Here is a 19,279-nt window from a genome sequence, read left to right as displayed (position 1 = left end):
AGACTCATAGCAGATTATGTCAAAGGCCATATGATTAACAATTAATTGTTTTGGGCTGATCTTTGTCCAGTCTGAAACCTAACTGAATGCTAATTTGAAATTAACCAGTCTTCTACTTTTTATTTCCCTACTATTTGGTCTTGAAGCCATGGCTCAGGAATCAACCCGTATTCGCGGGGTTGTTTTGGATCAAGAGACTGGTGAGCCTCTGCCTTTTGTTAATATTTCATTTGACGGCACTACTACTGGTACTACCTCAGATATCGAAGGGAAGTACTATTTGCAAACTACCCAAGCCACTGAGCGCCTCAAGGCATCTTACATTGGATATGATCCAGTAATAAAATCAGTCAATATTGGAACTTCACAAGTCATTGATTTTCGATTGACTTCATCTAGTATGGAACTGGAGGAAGTCACCGTAAAAAGTAAAAAGCTGAGATATCGAAACAAGGATAACCCTGCGGTGACCATCATTCAGAAGGTAATTGACAACAAAGATCAAAACCAGATGGAAAGCATGGACTACTATGAATACAACAAGTATGAAAAAGTAGAGTTCGACTTCAATAATATTACCGAGAAATTCAAGCAAAAAAGGGTAATGAGGGATTTTCAGATGGTTTTCGATTACATGGATACCTCAGATATCAATGGCAAAACTTACCTTCCTATCTTTTTGAGGGAAACGAGTTCGCAAGTCTATTATCGAAAAGATCCTGAAAGGGAAGTGGAGTACCGTTTAGGTACGAAGTTGACAGGTTTTGAAGATTATTTTGACAATCAGGGGATCTCTTACATTCTGGATAAACTTTATCAGGATGTTGATATCTATGAAAACAATATGCCGATTTTGTCTCAGCGTTTTGTGAGTCCTATCTCTATTTTGGCTCCTTTGACTTACAAATACTATATCGCTGACACCTTAGAGTTTGAAGGTGAAAAGTATTTCAAATTGGCCTTTCAGCCGCGTAATGAAGGCGATTTGGCCTTTGTAGGAAATGTGTTCATAACCACGGATTCGGCTTATGCAGTGAAGAAGATCGACATGAGGATTGCAGATGGCATTAACCTGAACTTTGTTGAGGATATGTTTGTCAAGCAAGAATTCGAGAAGAACGAATATGGTGCCTATGAGTTGAAGACAGATGAGGTCAATATGGATTTCAACATTGTAGATGGCAATGGAGTAGGCATCTTTGGTAGGAGGACTGTTTCGTACAGCGATCTTCTTTATAATCAGCAGCGCTCAGACACCATCTATGCTGGTAACGAAAAAATCAAAGAATTGGCCTTGGTTGGGGAACAATCTGATGAGTTTTGGGAAGAGGCGAGGCATATGGAGTTGTCCAAATCTGAGCAAGGGGTTTACGCTCTGAATCAGGAAATCAAAGAATTGCCAGCATTCAAACGATTCATGGATATTTTGACTCTTGTGACCATTGGTTATCAAGATTTCAACAAAGTAGCCATGGGGCCAGTGGGAACTTTTGTGTCTTACAACCAGATCGAAGGTACTCGATTTCGATTCGGTGGTATGACTACTGAGAAGTTCAGTAGGTATTGGCAAATTCAAGCATATGGTGCCTACGGACTCATGGATGAGGAATGGAAATATGCAGGGAAGGTGTCACATTATTTCACTGAAAACCGATTGGATCATGCTTCGGTGTACTACGCAAAGGACTTGGTCAACCCTGGTGAAAGTCTACAATATGCGATGGAAGCAAATCTGTTTCACTCTTTCAGAAGAGGGGTCAATGATAAGATGATTTATTCGGATAAGTATGGTTTTAGCTATGGTAAAGTACTCGGAAGAGGCTTTTCTTATAACATAGGAGGGAGTGTAGAGGATTTACAGCCAGGTGGCGTACTCACTTTTCAGCCAGGCGTGATAGACACCAGTTTCAAAGACAAAGATCAACGTAGAGCGGAAGAAATTGAAGTTACTGAGCTGAAGTTAGGAATAAGATTTGCTCCCAATGAGCAGTATTATCAGGGGCGTACTGGAACATGGTCTATTCCTAATAAGTACCCAATAATCACCATTGATTATTGGCATGGGTTCAAAGATGTGTTTTATTCCGATTATAGTTATGATCGAATCCAGCTTAGAGTGTCCAAGCGCTTTTTTGTAGCTCCTTTTGGATATACAGATTTTGATGTGGCATACACCCAACTATGGGGACAGGTTCCCTATCCTTTGTTGACCTTGCCAAGAGGAAACCAATCCTATGCTTATTCTTCCAGGGCTTTTAACATGATGAACTATCTTGAGTTTGTCAGTGATCGCCAGGTCAACTTGCAATTGTCACATTACTTCAATGGCTATATCATGAACAAGATTCCTTTGGTCAATAAATTGAAGTTGAGATCTGTGGTGACCTATAAGGTGCTGTTCGGTACATTAAGTGATGTGAATAACCCTGACATGCATTCTGATTTACCGTCATTTCCTCACAATGTAGATGGAAGTCAAGCTACCTATGCTTTGACCAGTGATCCTTACATGGAGGCAAGTTTTGGTATCTCCAATATTTTTAAGTTTCTAAGAATTGATGCAGTGAAGCGAATTACCTATTTGGATAGACCCAATGTCCCTACAGGATGGGCAATCAGAGCCAAAGTACAAGTGGAATTCTAATATTCCGGAATTTTCTCAAAGGTCATGAGTACCTTTCCATTGTAATCTTGCAGCGCCAGTTTTTCATCTTTGATGATGAATTCATCTATTTGCTGAAATGCACCTAGCATATCCTGCTCGATTTGCATATCGGGACACATTCGACGTGTGCTTACCATTGATCCCAATTTTAGTTTGTTGATAAAGCTAAGATGAAAGGATCCCGAAAACTGATTGCAACCTGAGCTTCCTGAAACTATGCCAGATTCGGGAGAGAAATGAATGTTGGGAGCAATCTGTGTAGAATCAAAATCGGGAATAGAATCTCCGTCGATTGTCGTAAGGTTCCAACCACCGTTCAGATCAAGGGTGTAATCTTTTTGTTTCATTTCCTCTTCAATCAATGTATATCTAATGAAGTCAGGCTCGCTACTTGTCGAATCGGTAAACTCTACACGAACTTTAAGCTGATAGACATAGCCTGGTTCATAGCGAAAACCAATGATGTCATGATAAAAGGTCTTCCATCTTTCGGGTTGGTTGCCTCTGACTATATCTGCTTGATAACAAGAAGGCTTGCCTACGCTGGCACAGGGTGACTGTACACTGTTGATCCATAGATGATCGATTCTGTAGTCGAAGGTGTCAGAGCTTTCATTCTTGGATGCACTACAGCTCATTAGAATAGCGGATAGCAGTAAGATATTACTAAGACCTTTCATCTATTTTTTTATTGGAAAATTGTCAATTTTATTTGATAAAGTAGCAATTGGCTATATTTTACATTTTGATAAAGCTAAATAATCCTTGGCAATCTACGACAATTTTGGTCATTAGGTCTCGGTGTTTTTGGCGCCACAACCAATTGTTTAACTATTTTTAGATTCCTGTTATGAAAAGAATTTTTAATAATTTATTGATTGTCAGTCTTCTGGCTTTTTCGCTTGCTTGTAGTGAAAGTGAAGATCCTACTCCGCATATAGTTGGAACTTGGGAAATGCAGTCAGAAGCAGATTACAATGTGCCATCTGAGTATAATTGGTTTGCCTATGAGTATAGTTTGGCAGATTTAGGATATGAAAGTTACACTTTAGAGTTAGTTAAGAATGGAACATTTACAATTAAAATCGAAAGAATTGGACTTTCTACCATTGCAGATCAAGGTACATGGATTCATAATGAAGAAGAGGAGTCACTTACTTTAGATTTAGATGGTGATGAAATAGTATATTCTGTTGAGCAGAATGAATTGGATTTGTTAAAATTAAGTCAGCCTATTCAAGCATTAGCAATTTCAAATGCAGACCTACAAGCTCTACTCCCAGAACATAATAATAGTATAAGTGAAGTGATTGCTTATGTGAATTCATTGCCGCAAGAGGAAAGAGATCAAATAACCGCGGTTATTTCTTATGAAGTTCTCCAGTCATTTTCAAGAGCAGAAGAGGTAGAATAAATAATTGGCAACCTTAGAAAGAAAAATAATTGTATTAATACTGCTCCTAGTGAGCAGTTTTTTTGGTTTCGCTCAGAGTCTGGTTTCTGTCAATGGTCAGGTGCTCGATCAAAGTGGTGAACCACTCATAGGTGTTTCTGTTCAGGTAGAAAACACCTCAACTGGTGCTGTTACGGATATTGAAGGGAATTTCCGTTTTCAGGCTGAAAAGGGATCTGTTGTTGTAATCCGAATGGTGGGGATGAAAGAACAGCGACTTACAGTTGAAAATTCGGAACCGCTCTTCATCAAACTAGAAGAGGATTCTGAGGTTTTGGATGAAGTAGTCGTTAACGGATTTCAGGTTGTAGATCGAAAGTTGTTTACCGGAGCTGCCTCCCGACTCGAAATGCAGGATGTCAAGTTGGAAGGGGTAGCAGATGCCAGTAGGATGCTCGAAGGTCGAGTCGCGGGCGTCACAGTAGACAATGTCTCAGGTACTTTTGGGACTTCCCCTAAAATCCGAATCAGAGGTAATTCTTCCATCAATGGAAACAATCAGCCGCTCTATGTAGTGGATGGTGTGATTCTGGAGGATCTTTCTGAAGTGAACACAGATGATTTTATCTCGGGTAATGCCAATACTTTGATTAGCTCATCTATCGCTAATCTCAATCCCAGTGATATAGAAACCTATCAAATCTTAAAAGATGCATCTGCCACGGCGATCTATGGTGCAAGAGCCGCCAATGGGGTGATTGTGATTACAACAAAGAAGGGTAGAACAGGTGCCCTTCAAGTCAATTATAATAGCAATTATTCAGTAAAAGTCCGCCCAACTTACAATCAATTCAATTTGTTGAATTCAGAACAGGAGATGTCTATCTATCGCGAGATGCAAAACAAAGGATTGATAGATATAACTACATCGGCTCGGTCTCAGAACTATGGTGCGATGGGGAAAATGTATGTTTTGATCAATCAAAAGGAAATTCCATGGGGCACAGGTGGCGGTTTGAACGAAGATTTTTTGAATCAATATGAGAATACCAACACGGATTGGTTCGATGTTTTGTTCAACGATTTTGGATTACAACAACAGCATTCTTTGAGCTTTACCTCAGGGACAAAAAAATCAACCAGTTACTATTCACTCAGTTATTTGCATGACGATGGCCAGACGATAGCTGACCAAGTACAGAGGTTGACAGCTTCGGCTCGTAATATCTATAATGTGTCGGACAAATTCAGTTTTGGTTTGAAGCTGAGCGGTAGCTATAGAGATCAAGAAGCACCTGGGACGAGAAACCGTGAGTTTGATCCTATTACTGGGACTTATAGCAGGGATTTTGACATCAATCCTTTGAGCTTCGCATTGAATACCAGCCGATCCATGCGGCCTTATGACGAAAACGGTGATTTAGAATATTTCAGAAGAAATTATGCACCTTTCAATATCCTAGAGGAGCTGAAGTATAATTTCATTAATATCAATGTTTTGGATGTGTCTACACAGGCTAATTTTGATTACTCGCCCGTCAAAAATCTATCTATCAATGGGGTTTTTCAACTCCGATATGCAAGTACTAAAAGAGATCATACTGTTCATGAACGATCGAATCAGGCGGAAGCCTATCGAGCCAATGACACTCAATTCTTTCAGGATGCGAATAACTTACTATTTAGGGATCCAGACAATCCAGGTTTGAACCCAGTCGTGGTCCTGCCACAAGGAGGTTTCAATTATCTGGACCAAACGGATCTATTGAGCTATTTCGGCAGATTTAGTGCCAACTACACCAAAGAAATTGGACTTGATCATACCGTGAATGTTTTGGCGGGTGCTGAGATGAGATACTCTGATAGAGTCGAGAGAAGTGCGACAGCCATGGGGGTCATTTATGAAAGTGGTGGAGTCGTGGTGACTGACCCTAATATTGTAGAATTCTTCAATCTGCAGAATATAGATATCAATACCTTTGATGAGACTAGAGATCGCTTCATAGGTGCTTTTTTGAATGCTGGGTACGCTTATAAAGGAAAGTATATAGCCAACTTTACCGGCAGGTACGATGGCTCTAATCAATTAGGGAGAAGCAGAGAGGCTCGATATTTACCTACATGGAATGTGTCTGCAGCCTGGAATGCGGATCAGGAAGGCTTCATGAAGGGATTTGATTTTCTCGATGAGTTGAAAATAAGGGCTACCTATGGATTGTCAGGTAATTTACCACCTGGGGCTAGTGCCATTCTGAATTTGCAATCGGATGTGACCATACGACCAACTGATGTAGAACCCTATTTATACATTCAGGATTTGACCAACGAAGATTTGACCTGGGAAAAATTGACTGAATTCAATGTGGGTATGGATCTGGGGATTTGGAACAATCGCCTGACTACATCCATGGACTACTACTATAGACAATCATTTGATTTGATTGGAAGTGTGTTGACCAGCGGAGTGGGAGGGCAGTCACTCAAGTATGGGAATTTCGCGGATATGGAAGCCCATGGTTTTGAAATAGCATTCAATACCTTGAATATTCAAAAAAATGCATTTAGCTGGAGTACTAATTTCAACATTGGCTACACCTATGATCAGATTACTAAATTGGATTTCGGGCCTAGGTTGGCTGATGCATTAGACCAAAATGGGGCAGCAGTTTTAGGCGGTCCAAGGAGAGGGATTTTCTCTTCTCGCTTTGCCGGATTGTCACCCAATGGTATTCCGACTTTTTATGGAGAAGGAGATCAAATCGTAACGGAGGTGGACCTACAAGACAGAGAAAACCTGACAGGAGTTTTAAAATATGAGGGATCCGCTGAACCAAGGGGTGGAGGAGGTTTCTCCAATGTTTTCAGATACAAAGGCATTTCACTCAATGTATTGTTGACATACAAGTTCGATTACAAAATCAGGTTGAACAATGGCTTTAGATCTAGCTATAGTGACTTTGTGTCTTTGCCAGCCGAACTGCAAGATAGATGGATGGTACCTGGGGATGAAGAGGAAACCAATGTGCCAGTGATTCTAACGGATAGACAGGTAAGAGTAGGTGCTGATGTACAAGCTTATTCGCTTTATAATCAAAGTGATGTGAGAGTGGCCAATGGAGATTATGTGAGATTGAAAAGTGTACGCTTAGGATATCAGATACCTCCGAAATGGACAGAAAAAGCACGGTTAAGAACTGCAAGTGTAAGTTTGGAAGGACAAAATCTATGGTTGATCTATTCGGATAGTAGGCTGAATGGACAAGATCCTGAATTCTTTAATAGTGGAGGAGTAGCATTGCCTCAACCACGGATGATCACCTTTTCATTGAATTTAGGCTTATGATACGCAAGAAAATTACATATCTAAGTTTATGCTTCGCACTATCCATTGGGATTAGCAGTTGCGATGAATATTTGGATGTCAACCCTGACAATCGCGTGGAGCTAAATGATCTGGATAAGGCAGCTCAGCTTTTGACCAATGCCTATTCGGTGGCTAGTCCGGCATTCACGGATTGGATGACAGATGATTTCTTTTACACTTTTGGCACCAACATCAGACCTGCTCATGAAGACATGTTCAGATGGGAAGATGTGGTGGCAGGACCAGACGAGCAGGATTCACCAGATTTTTACTGGTATGAGTCATACAACGCCATAGCTCATGCCAATGAGGTTTTAACAGTGCTAGATGACTTGCCAGCGGATAGTGACGAGGAAAGGGCTCAAAAGAAGGCCATAGAGGCGGAGGCCCTGCTGACCAGAGCTTATGCCCATTTTATGCTTGTCAATATGTTTGGCGAACATTACAACATAAATGGAGCCTCTTCAGATGAAGGAGTGCCTTATATCAAAACACCAGAATCAGAATTTTTGGCCCAATATGAGAGAGCCTCAGTATCCAGAGTTTATAGTCTGGTAGAAGATGATTTGCTAGATGGTTTGGACAACCTGAATGAATCCTTCTTTAGTGGTTCAGGTAAATATCATTTTAACAGAAATGCTGCTTTGGCCTTTGCTAGCAGGTTCTACTTGTACAAGGGGGATTTTATTCGGTCCTTGCAATATAGTAATGAGCTCCTGGGGAGTAATCCTGAGGCCTATGTTCGGGACTTTACGTCAGATGAATATCAGGCAGCCAAGTCATCTATTACAGGCTATCCTCAATTGTTTTCCTCAGCAGAGGAGCCAGCTAATTTGTTGTTGATGAGGAAAATTTCATTAGTACAGCGTACAGATTTTGCATTCGGAGTAGACGAAAATTTTTATAGCAGCCTTTACGGGACTAATCCATTTGGGGCGACAGACGAAAGAGAAAATCCAGCCTTTGTAAAGGGCTTGAATGCTTTATATCCTGTGAGATACGAGAGTTTGTTCGAGAGAAGCAGTTTGAATTCAAATACCGGATTGCCCTATCATATTGGAGTTATGTTCAAGGGTGAAGAAGTCTTGTTCAATCGTATAGAGGCGAATGTTTACAGCGGTAATTTGTCAGCTGCTTTGGCCGATTTACAGATACTAACCGATAGGAGATACACAGGAGTAGCAGATGTTACCTTGACTTTGGATGTGTTGAGAAGTTTTTATGGAGCAGAGAATGAACCTAGTTTTACCGATCAGGATATATTATTGAATTATCTTCTTTTCGAAAGACGAAAGGAGTTTGTAGGTCAAGGTCTTAGATGGTTTGATATCAAAAGATATGGAATGACCGTTCAACATCAGTTCGCAGATGGTAGTACCGATGTGTTGAGCTCAGATGACCCAAGAAAAGTGTTGCAAATACCTCAATCTGCGCAGGACGTAGGTGGGTTAGAAGATAACCCGAGATGATATGAAAATAAGGATGAAAAATATTTGGGTGTTAGTTGGGTTGATTTCACTTTCTTCTTGTTTGAAGGAAGATGATCTCAATGTTGACAAGAAGAAGGAAGCTGAATTGACTTCTGATCTGGATATTTATATTGATGAGAATTTCATTCAGGAGTATAACGTCGCGGTACGATACAAATATGTCGATAACTATGTAGATCCTGGGCAAAATGTAGTTCCTCCTAAATTGGAAATAGTTCGTCCAATGTTGGATTTTGTAGAAGAGTATTGGTTTAATACCTATAAAGCGGTACCCAATGGTGAGGCTTTTTTTAGACGATACGTTCCTGCTGAGCTGATCTTTTTAGGTAGCCCTATTTACAACAATGATGGAACTGTCACTCTGGGTACTGCCGATGCGGGGGCCAGAATTACCTATACGGATGTGAATAGTTATGATTTAGCCGATCCAAACTGGGTGCAGCTGCAATTGCAAGTGACTTACCATGAGTTTGCTCATATTGTTCATCAGGAATTTAAGTTGCCTGCCAATTTTGAAAATATTTCACCTCAAGGATATACCAGTTCGGGTTCCTGGTTCAATCTAACCGAAGATGAAGCCCTGAAGCGCGGGTTTGTATCTCCCTATGCTACTAGCTCTGTCAATGAGGATTTTGCTGAGATTGTGGCTTTTTATGTGTTTGATGAAGATTTTCATGAGACTTATTTGACCTTGGAAGATTGCATTGATGCAGAATGTGAAGAACGAAATGAAGGTAGGTCCAGATTGCAAGAAAAGGTAACTTCAGTTAAAGATCACTACCTGAAGGTGACAGGAATTGATTTGGATGATCTAAGAAATGAATTGCAAAGTAAACTATGAGAATAGGACTTTACATAGCGTTGCTGGCTGGATTGGCCTTCGGTTGTACGCAGGAGTACGAACCTAAACTAGCACCTGCTGATGAACGCAGGGAAGCTGCCATCAATGATCTAAAGGATAAATTGATGGCTCCTGAGCATGGCTGGATGCTGGATTATCGACCTGTTCCAGAAGCAGGGACTTACTATATTCTCATGGATTTTGATGAAAATGAGGTTCGAATTCAATCGGATGTGGCTAACGAGGAGGGGAGTTTATTTGATCAGACCATTCCATATAGGGTAGACGTGCAATTGGATATTCAATTGACACTTGAAACCTACGCTGTGTTTCATTATTTGTTTGAGCAAGACCAATCTACTTTTGGAGCGGAGTTTGAGTTCTTTTATTTGGACGAAGTAGATGGTAACCTCAGGCTTTATAGCAAAACTGATCCAGCAGACGAAACGACGATCATAACTTTGGTGCCTGCACCGGCTAATGCCGCTGATGCTTTTTCCAGAGAGGAGGCTGATGCATTTGATTCTTATCGATTTTACTCACAGCCTTTTGGTGACCAAATCATCCAACAACTTTATCTAGCGAATGATGATGTGTCCATTTATTGGGAGGTTGATTTAGTGAAAAGGTTTATAACGCTAGATGGGGCTGCTCAGGGAAGTGATTTAACGGCGATTACTGCCGCTAATTGGGTGGACATTAATCTTACTACAGGTTTTTCCTTTTTGGATGGAGACATGGTTCTGGAGTCACCTATTGCATTTGAATATGGAGGTAAAAACTTTAGTATCTCAAGGGTATCTCTGGATTCATATAGTGAAACAGGCGAGGTGTATTGTGATGCAGAAACTAGACTGTCTCCGGTATATTCTACTTCGATAGCAGGATTAGGCGCAGGCGAATTGAGACATAGCTTATTTCAGTCTGGAGGGCTTTTGTTTACAGCTCAGCCAGATATTCCATATTCAGTTAATGTCTTCTTTGTAGGGGATAGTACAGGTTTGTCACTTACATCAGAGGATCTGATTATTGGATCAACTTATCCTGAGGCTACTGGCTTTATCTTTAATTATGGGAGAGATTCGGCAGAGATCGATTATTCTGTTGGGATTAGTTTTTCTGATGACAATGATGTGAACCAAACACACCTACGAGGCTTTGAAACTGTAGCTGTACAGGGTAACTATATTCAAGTTCTATTGAATGAAGAGTTTAACTATACGAATGCAGCTGATGTAGATGCGAGTGATGAGCAGAACCTAAGAACAGTAACTGACGAAATATTTGAAGGAGGACAATTTTATATTTCTGAATGGCCTGTTCAGGAGGGGCTGGTTATTTTCAGGGTGTTTAATCCTTGCAATGGCTATGAATTTGCCCTTGTTCAATGACAATAAAAAAGGTGATCAGTTACCTAATCACCTTTCATGTTTCTTTTCTTTTGGGCCTTTTATCCGAATATCTCTTCCAACTTCGCTTCAAGAACCGGACCTCTGAGATTCTTGCCAATAATTTTACCTTCTGGATCAATTAAATAGGTAGCAGGTATCGAGTTGATTTGGTACAATTGAGCTGCTTCTGAATTGAAGTACTGCAGGTCAGAAACATGGTTCCAATTGAGGCCATCCTGCTGAATGGCTTGTACCCACGATTCCTTTTTTCTATCCAGTGACACACCCAAAATATCAAATCCCTTGTCGTGATATTTTTCGTACATTTTTACCACATTTGGGTTTTCCATTCTACAGGGTCTGCACCAGGCTGCCCAAAAGTCAATCAATACATATTTTCCTCTCAAAGAACTCAGGGTGATGATTTCTCCATTGGGGTTAGGAAGGCTGATTTCAGGAGCCTCTGCGCCTATAGCCAGGTTTCTCATGCTATTTACCTTTTGAGTTAAATCAGCAGTGTAACTCGAGTTAGGTAATTGCTTTTCGTACTTCTGAGCAAGACTATCAAGAAAGCTAAATTCTTCTTCTTCGTTTAAGAATGAAGTAGAAAGGATGCCAGAGATAGAATTGTCCATTTTCCAGATTTCTTGCTTGATGGCATCATTGTTGATTTTTTGCATCGTAAGAAACTCTGACTTGATGTCTTCCAGAGCTGACATATCACCTGAGTTTCTTGCTTCCAGGAATTTATCATTGAGTTGCTGAACCTTTCCCTCAAAGTCCTTTTTCAGCTGTGAAACTTCGTAAATATAATCCGTGTGTTTAGAACCAGTGATTCGATAAGGCTGATCCAGGTTGTCTTCCGTTTTGACCAATTGTACATTGTCCTCATTGGTCAAAACCATATTGACGATATGTTTGTTGTAAAAATTGAGTCTCAAAAATGATGGCTCTGTCAATACAACCGAACGGTCAAAAGAACCGCTCTGATCTAAGTAGAAAGAATCGACTACAGTCAATTCGTTGTTTTTAACCAATTCAATTTTAACTAATTCGCTTTCTTGAGGATTTTCATAGCTACCTGCTATTTGCGCTCCTTCTGGTTTGGTGCTACATGACCAAAGCGCAATCCCAAGAATAAATAATACTGCGTTTCTCATATTTTAATTCTTTTGTATCCCTCAACGCTAGCTGAAGAGATTAGTTCCTTAACTTTTCTAAAGTTTCGTTAATCAATTTGGTTGCTATTTGAGGATTCGCTTTTCCTTTGGATTTTTGCATTACTTGTCCCATAAATAGGCCCGTTAATCCCTTCTTACCATTGTGATAAGCTTTTACTTTGTCAGGCATGCCTTCCAATACTTCATCGACAATTTTTTGAAGTCCTGATTCATCATTGTCTTGATATAGTGAAAGCTCCTTAGCGATTTCATTGGCACCTTTTTGAGGGCTGTCTATCATTGCCTGAAACACCTTAGTAGATGCAGTGTTGTAATTCAACTTTCCTGACTCTACCAGATCGATCAGCTCATGTAGACGCTCGGCTGTGATAGGGAAGGAGGTGAACAACTGGTCTCCCAGATAATTGTTAATAGGACCGATGATCCAGTTGGCAATTTTCTTGTAATGCTTGCAGATTTTGGCTGCATGATAAAAATAATCCGCACGATCCTCGCGCTCTGCAATGATTTCTGAATCATATTCAGTCAACCCAAACTGGTCTTGTAGATCTTGTGCAATCGCCGCTGGTAGTTTGGGCATCAAAGCTTTTAGTTCAGACAAATAACTATCTGAAATTTTGATTGGCAGGAGGTCTGGACATGGGAAGTATCGATAGTCATTGGCTTCTTCTTTGCTACGCTGAGCTGTAGTTTTGCCTGTAGCATCGTCAAACCCTCTGGTTTCCTGTTTGATGGTCTTTCCTTGATCTAGGAGGCTAGACTGTCTTTGGATTTCGTGCTGGATCGCTCTCTGTACATTTCTAATGGAGTTCATGTTTTTGATCTCCACTTTTTGTCCCAGTTTATCACTTCCCTTTTTTCTTAGAGAAATGTTGGCGTCACATCGAAGCGAGCCCTCTTCCATATTTCCATCACCGACACCCAGGAATCGTACGATTTTTCTGATTTCTGTCAATAGGTTCCCTGCCTCTTCTGCCGATCCGATTTCTGGTTCGGTTACCATCTCGATCAATGGAGTGCCCGCTCTGTTGAAATCTAAAAGAGAGCCTTTGTGTTCTCCATCATGCATAGATTTTCCGGCATCCTCTTCGATATGGATTCTATTCAGGTTGATGCGTTTGGTGCCCACTCCACTTTTCACATCCAGATAACCTCCAATACAAATCGGTTGATTGTCTTGGGTAGTTTGGTAGCCTTTGGGCAGATCTGGATAGAAATAATTCTTCCTGTCAAAGCTAGTCAGCTGTGAAATTTCACAGTTGCAAGCCAGCCCCATCTTGATGGCATATTCTATCGCTTTCGAATTGGGCATAGGTAGTGTCCCAGGATGTGCCAAAGTAATAGGACTCACATTACTGTTAGGAGTATCACCAAAGCTGTTTTTATCTGGAGCAAATAGTTTGCTTTCAGTAGCAAGCTGGACATGAACTTCCAGTCCTACTACCAATTCGTATTGAGATGTTTTTTCTTTCAAAACTTATGATTGCGTCACGTTTTTGATTAATTCTTTTGCCTGCTCTATCACTTGTGGTAGACCATTGATGTCTTTTCCACCCGCGGTAGCGAAGAATGGCTGTCCACCGCCACCACCTTTGATGGCTTTGGCCAACTCGCGGACCATATTGCCGGCATGCAAGCCTCTTTCCGATACTAAGTTGTCAGAAATCATGACTGCAATTTGTGGTTTTCCTGCGATATCTGCAGCCAATACAAGAATTAGATTCTCAACTTCATTTTTAAACTCAAAAGCCAGTTTTTTCAATGCGTCTGCGTTGGGTAGCGTAGTTTGCTCTATTAAGAGGTTGACGCCATCTTCTGCTACTAATTTTTGCTTTAAGTTTTCTTTTTGTTGCTTTCCTTGTTCCTGATGGAAGGCCTCAATTTCTTTCACTAATTCCTGCTTCTCTTTCACCAAAGATTCAATGGCCTTCAATGTATCTTTAGGGTTGTTAAGTAATGCATTGACCTGCTGAAGTAGCTCGCTTTGTTTTTGCTGATAGCTTTCAGCTGCATCTGCAGTGATGGCCTCAATTCTACGAACACCAGCAGCTACAGATCCTTCAGATACGATTTTTAGCTGACCGATTTGGCCAGTGGCTGGCACGTGAGTTCCTCCACATAGCTCGACTGAGTATTGCTTGTCAAAGGTGATAACTCTAACGAAATCGCCATATTTTTCACCAAACAGAGCCATCGCACCCATCTTTTTGGCCTCTTCGATAGGTACATTTCTTTGCTCGTCTAATGAGATGTTTTCTCGTATTTTCTTGTTTACAATCTGCTCTACCTCCAGGATTTCTTCATCCGTCATTTTAGAGAAGTGTGAGAAGTCAAAACGCAATAGCTTTTCGTTAACCAAAGAACCTTTTTGCTGAACATGCTCTCCCAATACTTGTCTCAAAGCTGCGTGGAGTAGGTGAGTAGCACTGTGGTTGTTTTCCGTCAATCGACGCTTTGAGACATTGACTACCGCCTCAAAATTAGCCTCTAGATTTTTTGGTAACTCCTTAGCAAAATGGATGATCAAGTTGTTCTCCTTCTTTGTATCAATGATGCTGTATTTGACATCACCATCAGCCAGGTATCCAGAGTCGCCGACTTGTCCACCACTCTCTGCATAGAAAGGAGTCTGATCCAAAACGATTTGGTATAGTTTTTTACCTTTCTCTTCCACTTCTCTGTAGCGAGCAATTTGTGCTATAGAGCTCACAGCATCATAACCCAGGAAGGTGACTTCATCTATGGCTTTTACTTCTATCCAATCCCCTTTAGCAGAGGCAGCGTCCTTTTTAGATCGCTGCTTTTGGATCTGCATTTCTTCTTGAAAACCTTTTTCGTCTACACTTAAGCCATTTTCTCTAGCGATCAGAGAAGTAAGGTCGTAAGGGAAGCCGTAGGTGTCATACAGTTCGAAAGCCGTTTTGCCATCGATCGTTTTGTTTCCGTTTTCTACCTGAGATTTGATGACTTCCAGTTTGCTCAATCCCTTATCCAAAGTTCTCAAGAAAGCTGTTTCTTCCTCTTTGATCACTTTAGCCACAAAATCAATCTGAGAAGTCAGTTCTGGGAATACCCCGTCAAATTGCCCAGCTAGTACTGGCAATAGTTCGTGCAAAAACGGTTCCTTGAAATCAAGGAATGTATAGCCATATCGCACGGCTCTTCTCAAAATTCTTCTGATTACATATCCTGCTTTATTGTTAGAAGGAAGTTGACCATCAGCTATGGTAAAAGCGATGGCTCTGATGTGATCCGAAATGACTCGAAGAGCAATGTCAGTCTTTTCATCTTCGCCATACTTTACGTTGGCCTTTTGGGAGATGAAATCGATAAGAGGAGTGAAGACATCTGTGTCGTAGTTAGAAGTCTTTTTCTGAATGGCCATAGCCAATCTTTCGAATCCCATGCCCGTATCTACGTGCTGAGCGGGTAGTTTTTTCAGAGAGCCATCAGCCAATCGGTTAAATTGCATAAATACCAGGTTCCAAACCTCTACCACCTGAGGGTGATCCATGTTGACTAGTTCTCTGCCTGGAGTTTTGACAACTTCCTCCTCTGGTCTTAAATCAATGTGTATTTCCGAGCAAGGGCCACATGGACCTGTCTCACCCATTTCCCAGAAGTTGTCTTTTTTGTTACCGTAGATGATACGGTCTTCAGGGATAATCTCTTTCCATAGATCCAGCGCTTCCTGATCCAAAGGCATGTTGTCACCTTCGTCTCCACCAAATACCGAAGCATACAGTCGGTCTTTTGGAAGTTTGAATTCCTCAGTCAGTAATTCCCATGCCCATTCAATGGCTTCTTTCTTGAAGTAATCGCCGAATGACCAGTTGCCCAGCATTTCGAACATAGTGTGGTGGTAAGTGTCCAAACCAACTTCTTCCAAATCGTTATGTTTTCCAGATACCCTCAAGCACTTTTGCGTGTCGGCTATTCTTTTGGAGCTTGGGTCTTCATTGCCAAGAAAGAAATCCTTGAACTGATTCATCCCTGCATTGGTAAACATGAGGGTCGGATCGTTATGGATGACAAGTGGAGCAGAAGGTACTATTTCGTGCTGTTTTCTTTCAAAAAAATCTAAAAAGCGTTTTCTTATCTCTCTGGAATTCATCTATTAAATGTTCTTTCAGCGTCCTTATGGGCTGATTTGCTATAAGTTTCTAAAATTGTAGTAAATTGCGTGTATATTTGAAAAATTTAAAGCCGTAAGCTGAAAATATTGACTACCACCCAAAATCGAAGCACAAAGTTAGATATTCTGATTTAATATGGCTAGAATAAAATACTATTACGACACAGAATCTTGTAAGTACGAGCGTGTCAAAGTCTCTACTTGGGACATTATCTTAAATGCCCTAGGTTTCCTTTCCCTTTCAGTAGTGTTAGCAGTTGGGATATTTGTTATTTCTAACAAGTATTTTAAATCTCCTGTGGTCGCTCAGCTGGAAAAAGAGAATGAGGAATTACTATTCTATTACAACCTTCTTGAAAAAGATATGGAGGCGGCTTCTGATATGCTCGCATCCTTGCAGGATAGGGATGACAATGTTTATCGCGTCATTTTCGAGGCAGAACCCATTTCTCCATCTATCAGAAATGCGGGTGTTGGGGGTACCAACCGATACAAAGATTTATTGGAGAAAGATTTAGAAAGAGAAGATCTAGTTTTAGAAGCCAGTAAGCAAATCGATAAACTCAAAAAGCAGATGTATATCCAAACCAAATCGTATGATGATTTGATGGAGTTAGCTAGCAATAAAGAGGAGTTTCTTCGCTCTATTCCGGCCATTCAACCAATTTCGAATGAAGAGTTAAAAAGACTGTCTTCTGGTTACGGTTATAGAATTCACCCAATTCTTAAAGTAAGAAAATTACATCCAGGGGTTGACTTTTCTGCTCCTAAAGGTACACCTATATATGCTACAGGTGATGGGGAAGTACAAAAGGTACACACAAGCTTTGGCGGGTATGGTAAGCAGGTGGAAATTGATCATGGATATGGTTATGTAACTAAATATGCCCATATGAGTAAGTTCAATGTAACCAAGGGACAAAAGGTGAAAAGAGGGGAGTGCATTGGGTATGTTGGTAACTCAGGTAGATCTACTGCTCCACATGTACACTATGAAGTGCATAAAGACGGAAAGAAAATTGATCCAGTACATTACTTTAGTCAAGATCTGGATGCAGCTGAATATGAAGAAATTTTAAGATTGTCGTCTATTGAGAATCAGGCCCTAGGAGAATTCTAAAGTACGATAAAAAATATTTTAAAACCCTGACCCTAACGGTCAGGGTTTTTTGTTGGAAGTTGTGGAAAACTCCCCCTGATCTATTTAGTTACTTATCCCATTCAGGTATAATTTTGACCCATGAAAAAACTTTGGGGCTTGTGCCTTCTTGTTTCATTTTTATATAGTTGTAAGACCCAGAAGTCGATCACACAAACGAGTACTCCTGTAGAAGCAGATACTTTGGCGATCGATACGCTTCCTCCGGCTCCTGTGTATTATATAACTGCCGATCAAGACACGTTAGAGTCTTTGGATGAAGAGGTGGACATTGCTATTCATCGAGTACTTAAGGATACACTCACTCTGATAGGCGTAGGGGATATCATGATGGGTACCAATTTCCCAGACAAAGGATATTTACCTCCTAATAATGGGCGCGACCTATGGAAAGAGGTAAAAGATACCTTGAGGCTGGCAGATGTGACCTTTGGGAATTTGGAAGGGGTAATCCTAAATGAAGGAGGGGAGCAAAAGAAATGCAATAATCCAGATGTTTGCTATTTGTTCAGGTCCCCTGAATCCATGCTCGAAAATCTGGTAGATGCGGGTTTTGATGTGCTAAGTCTAGCCAATAATCATGCTGGGGATTTTGGGAATACGGGAAGGAAGAGCACAATGAATGCGCTTGACTCATTGGGATTGAATTATGCAGGTTTAATCAGTGCACCAACTACCATTTTCAAAAGAGACGGGATGACCTATGGTATGGTGGCCTTTTCTCCCAACAGAGGTACAATTTTGATCCATGACGAAGAGCAGGCCATTAGGCTGGTCAGTAAACTGGATAGTCTGGTGGATGTGCTAATCGTATCATTTCATGCTGGGGCAGAAGGACATGATCATCAGCATGTGACCCGCAAAAGGGAGTTCTATTATGGTGAAGATAGGGGGAATGTGTATGAGTTTGCTAGATTGATGATTGATCATGGAGCGGACGTGATATTTGGTCATGGCCCTCATGTGTCTAGAGCAGTGGATTTGTACAAAGATCGATTTATTGTTTACAGTTTAGGCAACTTTTGTACCTATGGAAGGTTCAATCTAAGAGGAGTAAAAGGAATAGCCCCCATTGTAAAAGTGCAGACTGATTCTCAGGGTAAATTCTTGCAAGGCCAGATCATTCCGATCTATCAGCCCGGTGCAGGTGGACCAAGGTTCGATCTGAATAACCGAGCGATAAAGGTGATGAAAGAATTAACAGAAAAAGATTTCCCAGAGAGTCATTTGAAGATTGAAGATTCAGGGATAATTTCATATATTGACGATTGAAAACCGTGCCTTACAAAGAAAAAGAAATAGAGAAGCGATACTACACCATTGGAGAGGTGGCAGATGAATTGGGAGTAGCAACTTCCTTAATTCGCTTTTGGGAAACGGAATTTGATATCATTAGCCCTAAAAAGAATAGAAAGGGTAATCGTCAGTTTACGAAGGATGATATCAAGAAAATTAAGTTGATTTATCATTTGGTGAAAGTGAAGGGATATACGCTTCATGGAGCCAGAGATTTTATCAAGAGCGACATCAATGCAGCAACAACGAAGATCGAGATGATCGAGTCGCTTAAGAATATCCGACAGTTCTTGTCAGATATCAAAGACAGCATACAGAAAAGTTAATTGTATAGCTTTTCCTTTTGAGGAAAATAAGTTTGGAG

The 19,279-nt window shown here is 40.7% G+C and carries 13 protein-coding genes; 9 read left to right on the top strand and 4 right to left on the bottom strand.

Translation table 11 applies throughout. From position 1 onward, the window contains the following. The first annotated feature begins 94 nt into the window (after positions 1 to 94). The gene (locus N7U62_RS06640) at positions 95 to 2,644 is read left to right on the top strand and encodes a DUF5686 and carboxypeptidase-like regulatory domain-containing protein (protein ID WP_264137116.1); all 2,550 of its coding nucleotides are present in this window, start codon (positions 95 to 97) and stop codon (positions 2,642 to 2,644) included. Here the strand turns inward: N7U62_RS06640 and N7U62_RS06635 are convergent. Continuing rightward, positions 2,641 to 3,345 (bottom strand): META domain-containing protein, encoded by a 705-nt coding sequence (locus tag N7U62_RS06635; RefSeq protein ID WP_264137115.1) that lies wholly within the window; start codon positions 3,343 to 3,345, stop codon positions 2,641 to 2,643. The genes N7U62_RS06640 and N7U62_RS06635 overlap by 4 nt on opposite strands. Before the next feature lie 170 nt (positions 3,346 to 3,515). On the opposite strand from N7U62_RS06635, the gene N7U62_RS06630 reads away from it, so the two are divergent. Genes N7U62_RS06630 through N7U62_RS06610 form a run of 5 tightly spaced genes read left to right on the top strand, consistent with a single transcriptional unit; the run spans position 3,516 to position 11,144 of the window. Beyond that, on the top strand, positions 3,516 to 4,079 hold the full coding sequence (locus N7U62_RS06630) for a copper resistance protein NlpE (protein ID WP_264137114.1): 564 nt from the start codon (positions 3,516 to 3,518) through the stop codon (positions 4,077 to 4,079). 49 nt (positions 4,080 to 4,128) lie between these two features. After that, positions 4,129 to 7,401: a SusC/RagA family TonB-linked outer membrane protein gene (locus tag N7U62_RS06625; RefSeq protein WP_264137113.1), complete on the top strand. Its 3,273-nt coding sequence runs from the start codon at positions 4,129 to 4,131 to the stop codon at positions 7,399 to 7,401. Beyond that, positions 7,398 to 8,891, top strand: coding sequence for a RagB/SusD family nutrient uptake outer membrane protein (locus N7U62_RS06620; protein ID WP_264137112.1), 1,494 nt, complete (start codon positions 7,398 to 7,400; stop codon positions 8,889 to 8,891). The genes N7U62_RS06625 and N7U62_RS06620 overlap by 4 nt, the downstream gene beginning before the upstream one ends. 1 nt (position 8,892) lies before the next feature. Continuing rightward, positions 8,893 to 9,753, top strand: coding sequence for a substrate import-associated zinc metallohydrolase lipoprotein (locus N7U62_RS06615; RefSeq protein WP_264137111.1), 861 nt, complete (start codon positions 8,893 to 8,895; stop codon positions 9,751 to 9,753). After that, entirely contained in the window at positions 9,750 to 11,144 is a 1,395-nt protein-coding gene (locus tag N7U62_RS06610; RefSeq protein WP_264137110.1) for a DUF4302 domain-containing protein, read from the top strand. Before N7U62_RS06615 ends, N7U62_RS06610 begins: the two co-directional genes overlap by 4 nt. A 59-nt stretch (positions 11,145 to 11,203) precedes the next feature. Here N7U62_RS06610 and N7U62_RS06605 read toward each other — a convergent pair whose 3' ends face one another. Genes N7U62_RS06605 through alaS form a run of 3 tightly spaced genes read right to left on the bottom strand, consistent with a single transcriptional unit; the run spans position 11,204 to position 16,439 of the window. Then, positions 11,204 to 12,304: a peroxiredoxin family protein gene (locus N7U62_RS06605; protein WP_264137109.1), complete on the bottom strand. Its 1,101-nt coding sequence runs from the start codon at positions 12,302 to 12,304 to the stop codon at positions 11,204 to 11,206. A gap of 40 nt (positions 12,305 to 12,344) precedes the next feature. After that, the gene (gene gatB / locus N7U62_RS06600) at positions 12,345 to 13,799 is read right to left on the bottom strand and encodes an Asp-tRNA(Asn)/Glu-tRNA(Gln) amidotransferase subunit GatB (RefSeq protein WP_264137108.1); all 1,455 of its coding nucleotides are present in this window, start codon (positions 13,797 to 13,799) and stop codon (positions 12,345 to 12,347) included. A 3-nt stretch (positions 13,800 to 13,802) separates the two neighbouring features. Further along, positions 13,803 to 16,439 carry an alanine--tRNA ligase gene (gene alaS, locus N7U62_RS06595; protein WP_264137107.1) on the bottom strand — a complete coding sequence of 879 codons (2,637 nt, stop codon included), beginning with the start codon at positions 16,437 to 16,439 and terminating at the stop codon, positions 13,803 to 13,805. Between the two features lie 157 nt (positions 16,440 to 16,596). Here alaS and N7U62_RS06590 point away from each other — a divergent pair, with 157 nt between their 5' ends. From N7U62_RS06590 to N7U62_RS06580, 3 genes are all read left to right on the top strand, one after another. Continuing rightward, positions 16,597 to 17,580, top strand: a complete 984-nt coding sequence (locus tag N7U62_RS06590) for a M23 family metallopeptidase (protein WP_264137106.1) — start codon at positions 16,597 to 16,599, stop codon at positions 17,578 to 17,580. A 120-nt stretch (positions 17,581 to 17,700) separates the two neighbouring features. After that, positions 17,701 to 18,891, top strand: a complete 1,191-nt coding sequence (locus tag N7U62_RS06585; protein ID WP_264137105.1) for a CapA family protein — start codon at positions 17,701 to 17,703, stop codon at positions 18,889 to 18,891. A 5-nt stretch (positions 18,892 to 18,896) separates the two neighbouring features. Further along, entirely contained in the window at positions 18,897 to 19,241 is a 345-nt protein-coding gene (locus N7U62_RS06580; protein ID WP_264137104.1) for a MerR family transcriptional regulator, read from the top strand. The last annotated feature ends 38 nt before the right edge of the window (positions 19,242 to 19,279 follow it).

Source organism: Reichenbachiella ulvae (assembly GCF_025833875.1).
GTDB lineage: Bacteria > Bacteroidota > Bacteroidia > Cytophagales > Cyclobacteriaceae > Reichenbachiella > Reichenbachiella ulvae.
The sequence above is the reverse complement of the archived record's forward strand: the minus strand, read 5'-3'. Positions and strand labels throughout refer to the sequence as shown.

What these genes read in the sequence shown, in the direction of transcription:
- N7U62_RS06635 (WP_264137115.1), bottom strand. Translation starts at nt 3,345, where the DNA reads ATGAAAGGTCTTAGTAATATCTTACTGCTATCCGCTATTCTAATGAGC.
- N7U62_RS06630 (WP_264137114.1), top strand. Translation starts at nt 3,516, where the DNA reads ATGAAAAGAATTTTTAATAATTTATTGATTGTCAGTCTTCTGGCTTTT.
- N7U62_RS06620 (WP_264137112.1), top strand. Translation starts at nt 7,398, where the DNA reads ATGATACGCAAGAAAATTACATATCTAAGTTTATGCTTCGCACTATCC.
- N7U62_RS06615 (WP_264137111.1), top strand. Translation starts at nt 8,893, where the DNA reads ATGAAAATAAGGATGAAAAATATTTGGGTGTTAGTTGGGTTGATTTCA.
- N7U62_RS06610 (WP_264137110.1), top strand. Translation starts at nt 9,750, where the DNA reads ATGAGAATAGGACTTTACATAGCGTTGCTGGCTGGATTGGCCTTCGGT.
- N7U62_RS06605 (WP_264137109.1), bottom strand. Translation starts at nt 12,304, where the DNA reads ATGAGAAACGCAGTATTATTTATTCTTGGGATTGCGCTTTGGTCATGT.
- alaS (WP_264137107.1), bottom strand. Translation starts at nt 16,439, where the DNA reads ATGAATTCCAGAGAGATAAGAAAACGCTTTTTAGATTTTTTTGAAAGA.
- N7U62_RS06590 (WP_264137106.1), top strand. Translation starts at nt 16,597, where the DNA reads ATGGCTAGAATAAAATACTATTACGACACAGAATCTTGTAAGTACGAG.
- N7U62_RS06585 (WP_264137105.1), top strand. Translation starts at nt 17,701, where the DNA reads ATGAAAAAACTTTGGGGCTTGTGCCTTCTTGTTTCATTTTTATATAGT.